Origin of the sequence: Selenomonas sp., assembly GCF_052169755.1 — a bacterium.
Lineage (GTDB): Bacteria > Bacillota > Negativicutes > Selenomonadales > Selenomonadaceae > Selenomonas.
This window is the reverse complement of the sequence record NZ_JBQNBV010000003.1, coordinates 26779-42394: the sequence shown is the minus strand read 5'-3', so window position 1 is coordinate 42394 and position 15616 is coordinate 26779. Positions and strand designations below refer to the sequence as shown.

The 15616-nt window shown below is 54.7% G+C and carries 19 protein-coding genes; 18 read left to right on the top strand and 1 reads right to left on the bottom strand.

Translation table 11 applies throughout. The features are described from left to right. Nucleotides 1-187 precede the first annotated feature (187 nt). Genes ACTTKG_RS00640 through ACTTKG_RS00605 form a run of 8 tightly spaced genes read left to right on the top strand, consistent with a single transcriptional unit; the run spans nt 188 to nt 6679 of the window. On the top strand, nt 188-610 hold the full coding sequence (locus ACTTKG_RS00640; RefSeq protein WP_442672325.1) for a sugar 3,4-ketoisomerase: 423 nt from the start codon (nt 188-190) through the stop codon (nt 608-610). Further along, nucleotides 600-1712: a DegT/DnrJ/EryC1/StrS family aminotransferase gene (locus ACTTKG_RS00635; protein WP_442672324.1), complete on the top strand. Its 1113-nt coding sequence runs from the start codon at nt 600-602 to the stop codon at nt 1710-1712. Before ACTTKG_RS00640 ends, ACTTKG_RS00635 begins: the two co-directional genes overlap by 11 nt. A gap of 10 nt (nt 1713-1722) precedes the next feature. After that, nucleotides 1723-2955, top strand: a complete 1233-nt coding sequence (locus ACTTKG_RS00630; protein WP_442672323.1) for a CDP-glycerol glycerophosphotransferase family protein — start codon at nt 1723-1725, stop codon at nt 2953-2955. Between the two features lie 3 nt (nt 2956-2958). Further along, entirely contained in the window at nt 2959-3558 is a 600-nt protein-coding gene (locus ACTTKG_RS00625) for an HAD-IB family phosphatase (protein WP_442672322.1), read from the top strand. After that, complete coding sequence (locus tag ACTTKG_RS00620) at nt 3531-4166, top strand: NTP transferase domain-containing protein (RefSeq protein WP_442672321.1); 636 nt, start codon at nt 3531-3533, stop codon at nt 4164-4166. The genes ACTTKG_RS00625 and ACTTKG_RS00620 overlap by 28 nt, the downstream gene beginning before the upstream one ends. A 1-nt stretch (nt 4167) precedes the next feature. Beyond that, nucleotides 4168-4941 (top strand): class I SAM-dependent methyltransferase, encoded by a 774-nt coding sequence (locus ACTTKG_RS00615; protein WP_442672320.1) that lies wholly within the window; start codon nt 4168-4170, stop codon nt 4939-4941. Nucleotides 4942-4964: 23 nt separating this feature from the next. Next, on the top strand, nt 4965-5702 hold the full coding sequence (locus ACTTKG_RS00610) for an aspartate/glutamate racemase family protein (RefSeq protein ID WP_442672319.1): 738 nt from the start codon (nt 4965-4967) through the stop codon (nt 5700-5702). A 38-nt stretch (nt 5703-5740) separates the two neighbouring features. Continuing rightward, the gene (locus ACTTKG_RS00605) at nt 5741-6679 is read left to right on the top strand and encodes a GNAT family N-acetyltransferase (RefSeq protein ID WP_442672318.1); all 939 of its coding nucleotides are present in this window, start codon (nt 5741-5743) and stop codon (nt 6677-6679) included. Between the two features lie 17 nt (nt 6680-6696). Here ACTTKG_RS00605 and mutY read toward each other — a convergent pair whose 3' ends face one another. Continuing rightward, nucleotides 6697-7896, bottom strand: coding sequence for an A/G-specific adenine glycosylase (gene mutY / locus ACTTKG_RS00600; protein WP_442672317.1), 1200 nt, complete (start codon nt 7894-7896; stop codon nt 6697-6699). Between the two features lie 268 nt (nt 7897-8164). On the opposite strand from mutY, the gene dapB reads away from it, so the two are divergent. From dapB to ACTTKG_RS00550, 10 genes are all read left to right on the top strand, one after another. Continuing rightward, the gene (gene dapB, locus ACTTKG_RS00595) at nt 8165-8956 is read left to right on the top strand and encodes a 4-hydroxy-tetrahydrodipicolinate reductase (RefSeq protein ID WP_442672316.1); all 792 of its coding nucleotides are present in this window, start codon (nt 8165-8167) and stop codon (nt 8954-8956) included. Between the two features lie 31 nt (nt 8957-8987). Next, nucleotides 8988-10022 (top strand): aspartate-semialdehyde dehydrogenase, encoded by a 1035-nt coding sequence (locus tag ACTTKG_RS00590; protein ID WP_442672315.1) that lies wholly within the window; start codon nt 8988-8990, stop codon nt 10020-10022. A 43-nt stretch (nt 10023-10065) separates the two neighbouring features. After that, entirely contained in the window at nt 10066-10329 is a 264-nt protein-coding gene (locus ACTTKG_RS00585) for an IreB family regulatory phosphoprotein (protein ID WP_442672314.1), read from the top strand. Further along, complete coding sequence (gene ruvX / locus ACTTKG_RS00580) at nt 10329-10775, top strand: Holliday junction resolvase RuvX (protein ID WP_442672329.1); 447 nt, start codon at nt 10329-10331, stop codon at nt 10773-10775. Before ACTTKG_RS00585 ends, ruvX begins: the two co-directional genes overlap by 1 nt. Before the next feature lie 11 nt (nt 10776-10786). Then, a complete protein-coding gene (locus tag ACTTKG_RS00575) occupies nt 10787-11125 on the top strand; it encodes a DUF1292 domain-containing protein (protein WP_442672313.1) in 339 nt (112 codons plus the stop codon). A 122-nt stretch (nt 11126-11247) separates the two neighbouring features. Then, complete coding sequence (mltG, locus tag ACTTKG_RS00570; RefSeq protein ID WP_442672312.1) at nt 11248-12477, top strand: endolytic transglycosylase MltG; 1230 nt, start codon at nt 11248-11250, stop codon at nt 12475-12477. Further along, complete coding sequence (locus tag ACTTKG_RS00565) at nt 12478-13755, top strand: peptidase U32 family protein (protein WP_442672311.1); 1278 nt, start codon at nt 12478-12480, stop codon at nt 13753-13755. Nucleotides 13756-13761: 6 nt separating this feature from the next. After that, nucleotides 13762-14046, top strand: coding sequence for an acylphosphatase (locus tag ACTTKG_RS00560; RefSeq protein WP_442672328.1), 285 nt, complete (start codon nt 13762-13764; stop codon nt 14044-14046). A gap of 29 nt (nt 14047-14075) precedes the next feature. Beyond that, nucleotides 14076-14525, top strand: a complete 450-nt coding sequence (gene aroQ / locus ACTTKG_RS00555; RefSeq protein ID WP_442672310.1) for a type II 3-dehydroquinate dehydratase — start codon at nt 14076-14078, stop codon at nt 14523-14525. Next, the gene (locus ACTTKG_RS00550) at nt 14522-15598 is read left to right on the top strand and encodes a M24 family metallopeptidase (protein ID WP_442672309.1); all 1077 of its coding nucleotides are present in this window, start codon (nt 14522-14524) and stop codon (nt 15596-15598) included. The genes aroQ and ACTTKG_RS00550 overlap by 4 nt, the downstream gene beginning before the upstream one ends. Nucleotides 15599-15616: the final 18 nt, after the last annotated feature.

Below are 15616 nucleotides of genomic sequence, written 5' to 3'. Positions count from 1 at the left end.
AGAAGAAATATGGTACGCCTATGCAGAAGAAACGAAGGAATACTATCGAAGAATTGATGAGGCGAGGGCGCAGGGCATGTTTTCCTATCTGCACGGCGCCGCTCCCGAAGAGCTGGCGAAATTGGTGCGCGGGAAAGTGACGTTTTCTTGCGTTTGAACGCGAAGAGAAGAAATGAGGAATGAAGAGATGCAGATCGTAAAGTATGTGTTCCAGCCGCATGGCGATGCGCGTGGGATGCTCGTCGCTCTCGAAGAGTTTACGGATATTCCCTTTCGCATCAAGCGCGTCTACTACATGTACGACACGCTCGAAGGCGTCGTGCGCGGACACCATGCGCATAAAAGTTTGGAGCAAATCCTGATCTGCATTCACGGCAGCTGCAAGATACGCTTGGACAACGGGCGGGAAAAGAAGGTCGTGCCGCTCGAAAAACCATACGAAGGACTTTACGTGGCGAATTATATGTGGCGTGAAATGTATGATTTTTCATCCGATGCTGTTCTTATGGTGCTGGCTTCCGATATATATAAAGAAGAGGATTATATCCGCGACTACGATGAATTTTTGCGTTTGTCGCAAAGGGAAGGGGAATGGGTGCGTGAAGATTGATCTTTCCGTCTTGGGGCGAAAGTTTGCGCGGCATCGGCAGGAGTATGAAGCCGCCGCCTTGCGCGTCCTGCGCTCCGGACACTATATCTTGGGGGATGAAGGGGCGGCGTTTGAGCGGGAGTTCGCGGCGTATACGGGAGCGAGGTACGCCGTGGGGGTCAATTCGGGGCTTGATGCGCTGCGCCTTTCCGTTCGTACCTTGAGACTGGGGGCGGGCGACGAGGTCATCGTGCCGGCGAACACATATATTGCGACGGCTTTGGCTGTGACGGAAAACGGCGCGCGCCCTGTCTTTGTCGAGCCGGATGAATATTTCAACCTTTCCGCCGAGCATCTTGCAGCGGCAATCTCGCCGCGTACGAAAGCGATCCTCGTCGTCCATCTTTACGGACAGGCGGCGGATATGGCGGCGATCTTAGAGATCGCTGAAGCGCATGGCATACCTGTACTCGAAGACTGCGCACAGTCGCATGGGGCGCACTTTGGCGGACGGATGACGGGGCGGTTCGGCGTCATGGGCTGCTTCAGCTTTTATCCGACGAAGAATCTCGGCGCGTTTGGCGATGCGGGGGCAGTCGTCACGGACTCTGAAGAGATGGCAGAAACGCTGCGCATGATGCGAAATTATGGCAGTAAGGTCAAGTATCAAAATGAAATTGCAGGCGTCAATTCGCGGCTGGATGAGATGCAGGCGGCGCTTCTTCGCGTCGGATTGCGCCATCTCGCGGCAGATATCGAGGAAAGGCAGCGCATCGCTGCCGCTTATCGGGCGCATATCGTCAACCCTTGGCTGGAACTGCCGAAAAAGCGCACGGCTGCCGAGCATACATACCATCAATTCGTCGTGCGCAGCAGACATCGCGATGACTTTCAGCAATATTTGAAGGAGCATGGCGTCACGACGCTGATTCATTATCCTGTGCCGCCGCATCTCGCGCAGTGCTATCGTGCGCTTGGCGGCAAGGCGGGCGATTTCCCGCTGGCGGAGAAGATGGCGGCTGAGGTGCTGAGCTTGCCGATGTTCAACGGCATGACGCAAAAAGAGGTACAGTACGTCATGGATCTCTGCAACGACTATCAGCCCGACGTCAGACGTGCATAGGAGCAAAGGCATGAAGATCGAAACTTACTATGAGATGTATCGGCTCATCCGGCAGGAATGTTATCTGGACTGCTTGAAAGAGGTGCAGGAGAGAAATCTGCGCCGCATACGCGCCCAGAAGAAAATTCGCATCGCCTTTCAAAGTTCGTGTCTTGCCGAGTGGGTCGGCGACGCGCTCGTGCGCAAGTTCGCTGAAAATGAGCGTTTCGATGTGACCGTGGTCATCGTCTGGCAGGTGAATACGGACTTTGACAAGGAGATTCCTGCGCTGATCGAACATTTCGAGCAGTCGGGGCTGCCGTACCGCTTGTCCGACGGCAGTGTCAAGCCCGGGGATTTTGATATCGTTTTCTATACGTCGCCTTACATGGAGATTCTTTCTCATTGGATGGATCGTGATATTCCGCTTTCGACGCTCGTTTGTTACATTCCGTACGGCTTTTATCTTGCCGATATACAGAAGATGCAGTTCAACTTGTTTGCGCATCATATCTGCTGGAAGAACTTCACGCTGGCGAAGGGATACGACATCATGGCGGAGCGCTACAGCGACATTGGCGCGTACGGGATGGTTTACGCCGGCTATCCGAAGCTCGACGGGCTGCTCGATCCTGCGTGTGCGGACCGTGCCGCATGGAAGATCGCGGGCAAGGGATCGGTAAAGAAGATCATTTTTGCCCCGCATCATTCGATCGCGGAGAAGCCTTATTACGCTACGTTTGCCGCGAACCACCGCTTTTTTCTTGCGTATGCGCGAGCGCATGGGGAAGATACTTCGTGGGTGTTCAAGCCGCATCCGATGCTCGGTCTCAGCTGTGTGAAGAACGGCGTCTTTTCTTCTTTGGATGAATACGACGCGTACTGCCGTGCCTGGGACGCATTGCCGAACGCTAAGGTGGAGATGGGAGAGTACCTTGCCTACTTCGCAAGTTCGGATGCGATGATCCTCGACAGCGTATCGTTTATGGCGGAGTATCTGTACGTTCATAAGCCCGCGCTCTTCCTCACGCGCGAAGGGGAGCGTTTCAATGAGTTTGGCGAGATGGTCGCCTCCTTGCTCTATCGTGCGTCGGGAACGGATTATGCCGCTATCGAGCATTTTCTCGATGTACTGATCGAGCGTGATCCCATGAAGGATGCGAGGGAGAACTTCTTCCGTCAAGTCCTCGACTATGCAGCTGAACACCGCAAATCGGCGACGCAGTTTATCTATGATGATATTGTATGCTCGATTGGAGTTTGAATCATGACGAAATTTATCTTTGACCTCGATGGAACGGTCACGAAAGAAGAAACGCTGCCGCTCATCGCCAAACATTTTTCTGTGGAAGAGGAGATCGAAACGCTCACGAAGCAGACGGTCATGGGGCATATCCCGTTTGTTGAGTCGTTCATTCGGCGCGTCTTTATTTTAGGGAAGCTGCCGATTGACGAGATAGATGCGCTTTTGGCGAATGTGGCGCTTCATGAGGCTGTCGTGGCGTTTATTCAGCGAAATCGTGCACATTGTGCGATTGCTACAGGGAATCTTTCCTGCTGGGTCGCGAAACTGGTTGCAAAGATTGGCTGTGAGGTCTATTGCTCGGAGGGTATGATCGAAAACAATCAAGTGGTAAAGCTCACGGACATCCTCAAGAAGGAAAGCGTCGTCGAACGGTATCGCGCCGAGGGGCATCGCGTCGTATTCATCGGCGATGGCAACAACGACGTCGAGGCGATGCGTACCGCCGATGTTGCCATCGCCTCGGGGCTTACACATGCGCCGACGGCGAGCGTCATTTCCGTGGCAGATTATCTCGTGTTGAATGAGGTGGCATTATGCAGGCAACTCAATCAGTTGTTATAAGCTGTGCGGGCATCGGCTCGCGTCTGGGGCTGGGGACGACGAAAGCGCTGATCAACATTCATGGCAAATCGTTGATTCGCTGGCAGCTGGAACTTTTTCAAGATGTCGAGGATATTCGCGTCGTCGTCGGCTTTGAGGCGCAGGATGTCATCGAGGAAGTTCGGCGCTACCGTCCTGATGCTGTGTTTGTATTCAACCACAACTATTTTGAAACAAAGACGGGGGCAAGCTATCACTTAGGGGCGAGGGACGGCAACGAATACGCGCTGGAGTACGACGGCGACCTCCTCGTGCATCCCGACGATATGAAGAAGCTCCAGGAGATGCAGGGCGAGTGGATCGCCTATGCGGACAAGATGTCGGACGACGCTATCTTCGTGCGCGTCAATGCGCACGGCGAGGTGCTGTCTTTTTCGCGTGCGTCGGGGGATTACGAATGGACGGGGCCGTGCTGCCTGAAGCGAGAGCGCGTCGCCTATACGTCGGGTCATGTTTACAATCAGCTGGAGCCGTACCTGCCTCTGCCGGGCATCAAGATTCGCGCCTGTGATATTGATACATACGGCGATTACGAACGCGCGTTGAAATTTGTAGAATCGTGGGGTTGAAATGCAGGAAAAAAGCGCCGGAGAGCGCATCCGAGAGAAGAAAGTTTCGCTCGATACGGCAAAAGTCAAAGCGTTCTTTGATGCGCGCTGCCAAAAGGACCTGCCGTATCTCTATAATTATACGAACTATCAGGACAATCACCCTGCGCTTGCTTTAGAGCGCGACCGTGCGGAAAAGGCGCGTATCGCGCCGCTGCTTGCGGCGGCGAGTGATGCGCTGATCCTCGACATCGGCTGCGGCGTGGGACGCTGGGGCGACGAATTTGCCGTGCATCTTGCAGGGAATGGGCGTTATGTTGGCGTTGATTACAGCGAAGGGCTTTTGCAGCTGGCAAAGGAACATGCGAAGGAACGTGAAAACTGCGAGTTTTACTGCGGGAGCTTTCAAGAGCTTTCTGCGGCTCTGCCGCAGAAATATCGCGGTAAGGTTTTTGATCGTATTCTCGTCAACGGCGTTTTGATGTATGTCAATGACGAGGATCTCTCTCTGTGTATATCCAATGTAAAAGACCTTTTATCCCGTGGGGGGATATTGTATGTCAAGGAGTCCGTAAGCTATGGCAAGCGGCTGACTTTGAATCAGATGTATTCCGAAGAGCTCTCGCACGACTACAGCGCGATTTATCGCGGCATCGACGAGTATGAAGCGCTCTGGCGTGAATTTTTTCCGGCGCAGGATGGCTGGAAAATCATCGAGCGCGGCGAAGTCTGGGAGAATGCGCTCGGCAACCGCAGGGAGACGACGGCATACTTCTGGCTTGTGCAAAGAAAATAGAAGGATGAGATGGGGGAAGTGCTTTGCAGGATGTTTTAGGCGTCGTCGGCGGCTTCGGAGGCTATGCGACGCTGGATTTTTTTGCGCGTGTATTGAAAAAATTCGCTTCGGAGTCGGAGCGAAGCTATCCGCATATCATTATGGACAACGATTTCTCGATGCCCAGCCGCACACGCGCACTTTTGACGGGAGAAGGATATGCGGATGTTGTTGCTGCGATTGCTTCTTCGATGAGGTTTTTAGTCTCGCGGGGGGGGACAAGTGTACGGTATATTGTTCTTCCCTGCGGCACGTCGCACTACTTTTTGCCGGATGTTTACCGTCTTGTGCCCGAAGCGGAAGAGCGCGTCGTTCATGCTATTCATTTGTTGGGGCGTGAGTTAAAGGCGAAGGGTGTTGAAAATGTGCTCGTGATTGCGGCGGAAGGGGCGTTGAAAAAGCATCTCTATCGCGATTGTCTGCACGAATATGATATTGCGGTCAGTGAACCTTGCGCGGTAGAGTATCAAGAGATTCGTCGGTTCATCGAATATGTCAAGGCAGATGCTTATCCTGTTGATCTCGCCGAGCGTTTTTCCGCATTTTTGCAAAAATACGAGGAAAAGGACGTGGTTCTCGGCTGCACGGAATTTCCCGTACTCATGCGGCGTCTCATGGAGAGGATCGATGCGCCCGCATCCGACGTCTGTTTGTGGCGCGGCAGGCGTTTTTACGACCCGCTGACGGTGGTCATTGATTTCTTATACGCGAATATGGCATGAGTTTGGTGAAGTCCTAGATGATTTCGGAGGGGAAAAAGATGCGCGTACGTTTTTATAAGCCGGCGGATCGGACGCTTTGGGATGATTTTGTCCGCAAGGCGAAGAATCGTCACTTTTTTTTCCTGCGCGATTATATGGATTATCATAAGGCGCGTTTTTTTGACGCGTCCATTCTCGTTTTTGATGAAAAGGAGCGGCTGCTGGCACTTTTGCCGCTGTCGCGTCAGGAAGCGACGGCGGTTTCTCACGGCGGTCTGACGTTCGGCGGCTTCCTCGTAGGAGAGCGCATGGCGGCGGAGACGATGGTCGATCTTTTCGCTGATGTGCGCCGCTTTCTCTGTGGGCATGGCGTGACGAAACTGCTCTATAAGAGTATGCCGTGGATATACCATCGCTATCCGGCGGAGGAGGACTTGTACGCTCTGTTTGTGCATGGGGCGCGGCTCGTGCGCCGCGATGTGTCATCGACGGTTTTTTTGCCGCAGCGTTACGGCTATCGCAAGGGCAGGGCGTGCGAGATCAAGAAGGGATATAAGAATGGGCTGTCTTTGCAGGAAAGCGGCGATTATGCGACGTTCGTCGGTTTGCTGAGCGAGGTGCTTCGCGAGCGCCACGATGCGGTTCCCGTTCATACGGCGGCAGAATTGCAGATGCTTGCCGGCCGCTTCCCCGAAAATATCAAGCTCTATACGGCGCAAAAGGATGGTGCGATGCTCGCGGGAACGGTCATCTTCGACAATGGCGCGACGGTGCATACACAGTATATGATGAATACGGCGCAAGGGAGAACGATGGGGGCGCTCGACGCGCTGATCGATCATTTGCTTGCGGAGGTTTATTGCGATCGCCGTTATTTTGACTTCGGCATATCAAATGAAGATGGGGGACGGCGGCTCAATCGAGGTTTGACGGCACAGAAGGAGGGGTTCGGCGGCAGGGCGGTTGTGCATGATTTTTATGAGATTGACTGTCGATGAAGCTTGGCGTCAATCGCTCAGGATTGCTCATCGGGTGTACTGATGTAGGGAAAATAGCTGCGGTAAGCGGAAGGTACGCTGTAAGTGTCGGCGATCTCCTGCGCTGTCGCCCAGAGAAGCGGCGGCGTCTTTACCGTCGTGCCGTAGGGGGCGGCGGCTTCGTGAAGGAGAAGGGGAGCCGTTTGTGCGGTTTCTTCGTCGGAAGTTGGCGCTGTCTTTGAAGCGGCACCGCTTTGCCGATCTTTTGCCAGTTCGACGCGCCAGCCGATCATTTGCCATGTGATATGGGAAAAGATGTGCTGTGCGGCAGGGAGCGCATAAAGTTTCGCAGGGGAAAGACCGATGGTTTGCAGTGCTTTTTTTGCCTCGTTCTTTTTGAGATGCCCTGTCATGGCGGGGAAGCTCCAAAGTCCCGCGAGCAGCCCTTTATCGGGGCGTTTTTCGAGGGCGATTTTGCCGTCTTTCGACAAGAGGAATATCGTGAGTTTTTCTATGCGCCGCCGTTTGGGCGGTGTTTTTTTCGGCAGTTCCGCTTGCAGATCGGCTTCTTTGGCGAGGCAGAGGCGCTGCAAGGGACAGGCGGTGCAGCGTGCTGCCCCGCGCGGCAGACATACGAGAGCGCCCAGCTCCATCAAGGCTTGGTTGAAGTCGCCGGCGGCTTCGGGCAGGCGCGGCAGCAGCGCTTCTTCGACGGCGCGTTTCGTACTGTCCTTCAAGATGTCGGCAGGCGATGCAAGAAGCCGCATGATGACGCGCAGCACGTTGCCGTCTACCGCAGGGACGCGCGCGCCGAAGGCGATGGATGAGACGGCGCCCGCCGTATAACGTCCGATGCCGGGAAGTGCGAGCAGATCGGCAAAGCGTTCGGGCATTTTGCCGCCGTAGTCGCGGCAGATGATTTGCGCGGCAGCCTGCAGATGGCGTGCGCGGCTGTAGTAGCCGAGACCTTCCCAGAGTTTCAACAGCAGGGTTTCGTCGGCGCAGGCGAGTGTGCGTACATCGGGCAGCGCGGCGATGAAGCGTTCGAAGTACGGTTTGACCGCTTCGACGCGCGTTTGCTGCAGCATGATTTCGGACACCCAGACGCGGTACGGCGTGGGATCGTCACGCCACGGCAGGCTGCGCTTCTCGCTGTAGAACCAGCGAAGAAGCGGCTCGGCGATCTCATCGAGCATTTTTGTATGTTTCAAGATGTTTTCCTTTGTTGTTTTTGCCACGGGAAATCTCCTCGGTGTGTTGATTTTATTTGGGCATATATACGCCATAAACGACTCTTCTATTATTGCAGGGATATGGGGCAGCGTCAAATATTTGCTGTTTTTTGCAGGTGGAAGAAAGGGCTTTATTTATGACGGCTCTGCGCGATGTTCGAATAAGATTGCCGACGGAAATTCATTGACTTTTTCCATGCGCTTCATATACAATAGATTCACGCTGGACTTGCGGGCAAATGCTCGGCAGTCCGATTTGAAGGGGGCGCATATCTTGGTAAAGGTGTTGGTCAGCGGAGCTTGCGGGCGCATGGGACAGGCTGTCGTCAAGGCGGTGCAGGGCGATGCGGAGCTTTCTCTCGTCGCTGCCGTTGATGTCTGCGGCGGTGCGGATGCAGGAGAGCTGGCAGGCTGCGGCAAATGCGGCGTGACGGTAGAAACGGATCTTGCGCAGGCTTTGATCGAAAAGAAGCCGGACGTCATGGTGGATTTTACGCGCCCCGACGCCGTCTTTTCCAACGCGATGCTTGCCGTGCAGCATGGGGTCGCGCCCGTCATCGGCACGACGGGCATGACGGCGGACGAAAAAGCGCAGCTTGAGGCGTTGGCGGTCGAGAAGAAAACGCCGGTATTTCTCGCGCCGAATTTTGCCATCGGCGCTGTGCTCATGATGCTCATGAGCCGCCAAGCGGCGAAGTATATGCCGCACGTCGAGATCATCGAGCTGCATCACGACAACAAGCTCGACGCGCCGTCGGGCACGGCTTTGCAGACGGCGGAGCTGATCAAGGAAGCGCGTGAGAGTATGCGGCAGGGACATGCCGAAGAGGTGGAGAAAGTCGCCGGCGCACGCGGCGCCGAAGTCGATGGTATGCGCATCCACAGCGTGCGGCTGCCGGGCTTCGTCGCACATCAGGAGGTCATCTTCGGCGGTTTGGGGCAGACCTTGACGATTCGTCACGATTCGATCAACAGGGAATCGTTCATGCCTGGCGTCGTGCTTGCGTGCAAGAAGGTCAGGGAGCTTACGGGGCTTGTCGTAGGCTTGGAGAAGCTGCTCGATTGAGGGCGGCAGGAACATGACAGGAGTTGGCAGCATGAAGAAATATAATGTGGCGATCATGGGCGCGACGGGCGCTGTAGGGCAAGAGTTTTTGAACCTCATCGAAGAGCGCAGGTTCCCTTTTGCGGAGCTTCGTCTGCTTGCGTCCTCGCGCTCGGCAGGCAAGAAGATCGCTTTCATAGGAAAGGAATACACGGTTGAGGAGACGCGCGAGGATTCCTTCGAAGGCGTTGACATCGCGCTCTTTGCAGGCGGCGGCGCGAGCAAGACGTTTGCGCCTGCGGCGGTGAAAGCGGGCGCGGTCGTCATCGACAATTCGAGTACGTTCCGCATGGATCCCGAGGTGCCGCTCGTCGTACCGGAAGTCAATCCCGAGGCGATCAAAGAGCATAAAGGCATCATCGCGAACCCGAACTGCTCGACGATCATCATGGTCATGGCGCTGAAGCCGCTTCTTGACCTTGCGCCCATCAAACGTGTCGTTGTCTCGACCTATCAAGCCGTTTCGGGCGGCGGTAAGGAAGCGATGGCAGAGCTTGAAGAGCAGGTCGAGGCGATCGTTGCGAAGAAGCCTGTCAAGGCGGAGATTTTGCCGGGGGCATCGCTCAAGAAGCACTATCAGATCGCTTTCAATTTGATTCCACAGATCGATATTTTCAAGGAAAACCTCTATACGAAAGAGGAGATGAAGATGATCGACGAAACGCGCAAGATCCTTGCAGAGCCTGATTTGCGCGTGACGGCGACGACGATCCGCGTGCCTGTTTACCGCAGCCATGCGGAGTCGGTCAATGTCGAATTTGCCCGAGAGGTCAGCGTCGAGGCGGCGAGAGCCGCGATCGCCGCCTTCCCCGGCGCAGCGCTCAACGATAATCCGGCAGAGCAGGAATATCCGATGCCGCTCTTCACTTCGGGCAAGGACGATGTTGAAGTCGGCCGCATTCGTCGCGACGAGTCTGTGGATCACGGTCTGAATCTCTGGGTCTGCGGCGACCAGATCCGCAAGGGCGCGGCGCTCAACGCGCTGCAGATCGCCGAGTATATGATTAGCCATGAGATGATTGGCTGAGACTGCGCCGTGGGAGTATTTCCGATGGGAGGGACAGCAAAAGATGGTCAGCGATGAAACGATGATGTTCCGCTTCGGTGCGGACGAAAACAAGGCTGAAGTCATCATACGCGAGGCTTGCGAAGCGATGGAGGAAAAGGGATACAATCCGATCAATCAGCTGGTCGGCTATCTTCTTTCCGGCGACCCTGCCTATGTGACGAGTTACAAGGAGGCGCGCAGCAAAGTGCGGAAGCTCGAACGAGATGAGCTTTTAGAGGAGCTCGTACATTTCTACGTTGAAGCGCATCGGGAGAAGAAGGCGTGATGAAGCGCTTTCTTGCATTTGACGTCGGCGACAAGACGATCGGCGTCGCCGTGAGCGACGCACTCGGGCTTACGGCGCAAGGGGTCGAAACGATACGGCGCAAATCGTGGGATAAGGATTTTTCTCGTATCAAAGAGCTTATGAAGCTTTATGAAACGGACGCGTTCATCATCGGTTTGCCGAAGAATATGAACGGCACACAGGGCGAGCGCTGTGATATCGTGCGTGATTTTGCAGAAAGATTGCAGAAAAAATGCAAAGGAAGCAGCGTCGTCTTTTGGGACGAACGCCTTTCGACCGTGGCGGCGGAGCGCTCGCTGATCGCAGCGGATGTAAGCCGCGCCAAGAGACGCAAAGTTATCGACAAGATGGCGGCGGTCTTTATCTTACAAGGCTATTTGGACAATATAGGGATGCGCGTCGGCGCAGTCTCTGAAGAGAAATGAGGAGAAGAGATATGTCGGACAAAGAAAAAGAGATTTTGGAAGAGGACGAAGATGTTATCGTTGAGATGACGGATGAAGCGGGGAACAGCTATTATTACCGTGAGGAGATGATTATTTCTGTGGGTAATGATAATTTTGCCTTGCTCATCGGCATTCACGATGAGGAAGAGGAACATACGCATAGCTGTGGCTGCGACTGCGGCTGCGACGAGCACGATGAAGACGTCCTCATCGCGAAGATCGTCACGGGCGAGGACGGTGAGGAAGAGTACGTTGAGCCGACGGATGAAGAGTTCGATGCCGTGCAGCGTGCGTATGACGAAATCATGGACGAGGAAGAGGAAGACTGACAGAGAAGAAAAGTGCCGACGCTTTTGGGCGTCGGCTTTTTCTATGCCTGTTGTAATTTTTGCAGTCTTTGCGTATAATGAGATTTGGGAAGTACTGACATTGAATGGAAGGGGATGTTTTTTTGCGGCTGCCGGATTTTCTTGCGCCTTGGCTGGAGCGCTTCAAAGGTTTTGTTTCTGCTGCGCTCAAGAAAGATGCCGGAGGAGAGCGCATTCTTGATCAGGCGCAGAAGTATCTTGGACAAGGATTGGCGCTTCTTCTCGTGGGTGTGGTATGGGTGCAGGAAATCTTCCTCTCATGGATGAAAAGTCTTTCTTTCGATGAACTGCGGCGTTTTCCGCCCGAAGATTGGACGGGGTATATGAAAAAGTACGTCTTGCCGCCCGCGCTGCTTTTTTTCTTGCTGCTCGGCGTCTTTTCCTATGCGCTTTCTTCGTCGGCGCCCGTTTCAGAAGAGCAGGAGACGGTTTACCTTACGGTTCGCTCGGGGATGACTGCCGATGATGTGGCGGCGCTGTTGGAAAAGCGCGGCATCATACGAAGCCGTTTGAAATTCTGGCTGGCGGCGAAGATGAACGGTTCTGACGGCTCTTTCAAGGTCGGAACTTATGCTTTCTATACGAATATGGAGCCGCGCGATGTGCTGCAGGCTTTGGTTGAAGGGCAGACGGTACAGCTGCGCTTTACGATTCCCGAAGGTTTCACGGTCGAGGATATCGCCAAGCGTTTGGATGCGAAGGGGATTGTGAAGAAGGATGATTTCCTGCAGGCGGCGAAACACTACGCCCCTTACGACTATATTGAAAAAAACGAAAAAGTGCGCTACTATGCCGAGGGTTTCCTCTTCCCTGATACATATGAGATCGACGGCGACGTCACAACGGACGGCATCCTCTCGATGATGTCGCGTGATTTTGACCAGCGTCTCACGCGTAAGATGCGCGAGCGTGCGGAGGAGGAAAATCTGAGCATCTATGAGCTTATCATCCTTGCCTCGCTCGTTGAAAAAGAAGCGCGTTACGAGGAAGACCGCGCACTTATCGCACAGGTGTTTTTGAAGCGTCTTGCCATCGGTATGCCGCTGCAGTCGGATGCGACGCTGCAATATTTGCTCGATGCGCCGAAGGAGGATGTGACGTATAAGGATACGGAGCTTGATTCGCCGTACAATACTTATCAGCATCGGGGGCTGCCGCCCGGTCCCGTCGCTAATCCCGGCATAGCGTCGATTGAAGCGGTACTCTGGCCGGCAAAGACGGACTATCTCTATTTTGTCGCAGATCGTGAGGGGCATAATTATTATTCTCATACATACGCAGAACATGATGCCATTGTGCAGAAGGTGCGCTAGATGAGTTTGGCGAAAGATTTTACTTCGGCGCCGCAGAGTGCAGGCGGATGCAGAAAGAAACCGGAGCTTCTCGCTCCGGCGGGGAATTTGGAAAAGCTCAAAATGGCGCTCATCTATGGTGCGGATGCTGTCTACCTCGGCGGCAAGAGCTTCGGACTGCGCGCTTTCGGCGGCAACTTCAGCGAAAAAGAGATGGCGGATGGCGTGCAGTTTGCTCATGCACGCGGCAAGAAAGTTTATGTGACGCTCAATATTTTTCCGCACAATGCGGATTTGGAGAAGCTGCCTGCGTATCTTTCCTTTCTCGCTGATATTCGCGTTGACGGGCTGCTCGTTTCCGACCTCGGCGTCTTTTCCCTTGCGCGTGAGCTTGCGCCCGCGCTGCCGCTGCATATCAGCACGCAGGCGAACAATACGAATTGGGCGACGGTCAACGCATGGCAGAAGCTCGGTGCGGAGCGCGTCGTGCTCGCGCGGGAGCTTTCGCGCGCTGAGATCGCTGAGATTCGCGCGCGTTCGACGGTCGAGTTGGAGATGTTCGTACACGGTGCGATGTGCATATCGTATTCGGGACGCTGTCTTTTGAGCAGTTACTTCACGGGGCGTGATGCGAACCGCGGTGCGTGTGCGCAGGCATGTCGCTGGCGCTATGGACTCGTCGAGGAGAGGCGTCCGGGTGAGTTCTTTCCGATTGAGGAGGACGAGCGCGGTACATATATCATGAATTCCAAGGATCTTTGTCTGCTGCCGTTTTTGCCCGATCTTTGCGCGATGGGGCTGGACAGCTTGAAGATTGAAGGGCGCATGAAGAGCGTCCATTATGCGGCGAGCGTCACGAAGGTCTACCGCGAAGCGATAGATGCGGCATGTGATGAGGCGCAGCCGTTTGATCTGCGTGTATCTTGGCTTGATGAGCTGCAGAAGGTGTCGCATCGTATCTACACGAGCGGTTTTTTCAGCCATGTACCGGACGCAGACGATCAGATTTATGCGAGCGCTTCGTACGAGCAGTCGACAGATTTCATCGGGCTTGTGCGCGACTATGATGAAAGGACACAGATGGCGACGGTTGAGCAGCGCAACAATATGAAGGTCAGGCAGGAGATTGAGATATTTCAGCCGACACGAGAGACGTTTTGTCAGCGCTTGGAGGAGATGACCGACGGGATGGGTGCGCCTTTATCGGTCGCGGCGCACGCGCAGCAGATTGTGCGTATGCGCATGAAAGAACCCGTTGAGGAATATGCCATCGTGCGCCGTCATAGAGAGGAATGGTGAGATGTGATGGAAAAGGAAATCGTGCGCTTTTTTGCCAGAGCCGAAGGACGTGTGCAGGGCGTTGGCTTTCGCTTCTTCGTGCAGCAAAATGCGATGGAGCTGGGGCTTTGCGGCTGGGTGTGCAATATGGATGACGGCTCTGTCACAATGGAGGTGCAGGGGACGGCAGCGGCGATTGAAAAACTTTGGAACAAGATCTGGCAGGGCAACGGCTTCATTCGCGTCAGCGGACTGGAAACGGCGGCGCGGGAAACGGTGGAGAGCGAGCGTAATTTTGCGATTCGCCGTTGAAACGTATAAGAAATGGAGGATGAACGATCTTGCCGAAAATTTTAGTTCTGAATGGACCGAACCTCAATCTTCTCGGAAAGCGGGAGCCGGAGATCTACGGCGCGATGACGCTGGCGGACATCAACGAAAGGCTGCGAAAGCGTGCAGCGGAAGCGGGCGCAGGCATTGCGTTTTTCCAGTCGAACCATGAGGGGGCGCTCGTTGATGCCGTGCAGAATGCTGAGGGGAGCGCGGATTTCATCCTATTGAACGCCGCGGCTTTCACGCACTACAGCATCGCTTTGCGCGATGCGATCGCCGCCGTCTCCGTACCCGTCATGGAGATCCATCTATCGAACATCCATAAGCGCGAGGAGTTTCGCCATACATCGGTGATCGCGCCCGTCGTCATGGGGCAGGTCGCGGGTTTTGGTGCGGAAAGTTACTTGGGAGCGCTTGAAATCGCTCTGATGATCTTGAAAAAGGGGGCGGAGCGATGAATACGGCAAAGCGCATCGAGCGCCTGCGCGATCTCATGAAGGAGAAGGGCGTCGAGGCGATGATCGTGAGCAAGACCGTCAATCTGCGCTATTTCAGCGGCTTTACGGGCGATGATTCGTTGCTCTTCATCACGGCGGAACGCGAGTTTTTGCTTACGGATTCCCGCTATCTTGAGCAGGCGGCGGCAGAAACATCCTTCGAGGTCGTCGAGCAGAAAGACGGGCTTTGGAAGCAGGCGGCAGCCGCCGCACAGGAGCTTGGATGCCGCATTCTCGGCTTCGAGGGCAAAGACGTCTCCTTTGATACATTTCAAGCGATTCGCAAGCTCTTGCCTGCTTTTCATGAGGAAAATTTTATCAGTCTCGTTCTTGAACCGCTGCGCGAGATCAAGGACGCTGAGGAGATCGCCTGTTTGAAAAAGGCTGCGGAGATTAGCGATCTTGCGTTTGACGACGTGCTGAATTTTTTGCGTCCGGGCATCTCGGAGCACAGCGTCGCAACCCGTCTGGAAGCTTTCATGCGCGAGCACGGTTCAGAGCGTCCCGCTTTTACAACGATTGTTGCTTCGGGTGTGCGCGGCAGTCTGCCGCATGGAACTGCGTCAGAAAAGTTGCTTGTTGCGGGTGAATTTGTTACAATGGATTATGGTGCTGTTTATCAAGGGTATCATTCCGACATCACGCGCACGGTTGTCTTGGGAGAGGCGTCTGAAAAACAGAAGGAGCTTTATCACGCGGTGCTGCAGGCGCAGAAACTTGGCGTGCAGCGCCTTCGGGTCGGCGCTTCGGGCAAGGAGGTTGACAGGGCGGTGCGCGACTGCCTGATGAAAGACGGCTATGCCGAATACTTCGGTCATGGGCTTGGTCACAGTGTTGGGCTGGAGATTCATGAGGAGCCGCGCCTTTCGCCGAAGAGCAAGGCAGAACGCTTGGAAGAAGGCATGGTCATCACGGTCGAGCCGGGCGTCTATCTGCCGAATTGGGGCGGACTGCGCATCGAAGATACGGTACTTTTGGAGAAGCAGGGCGGTGTGCCTCTGACAAAGGCGGCAAAACACCTGATCGAACTTTAGGATAAATAATGGAGGGCT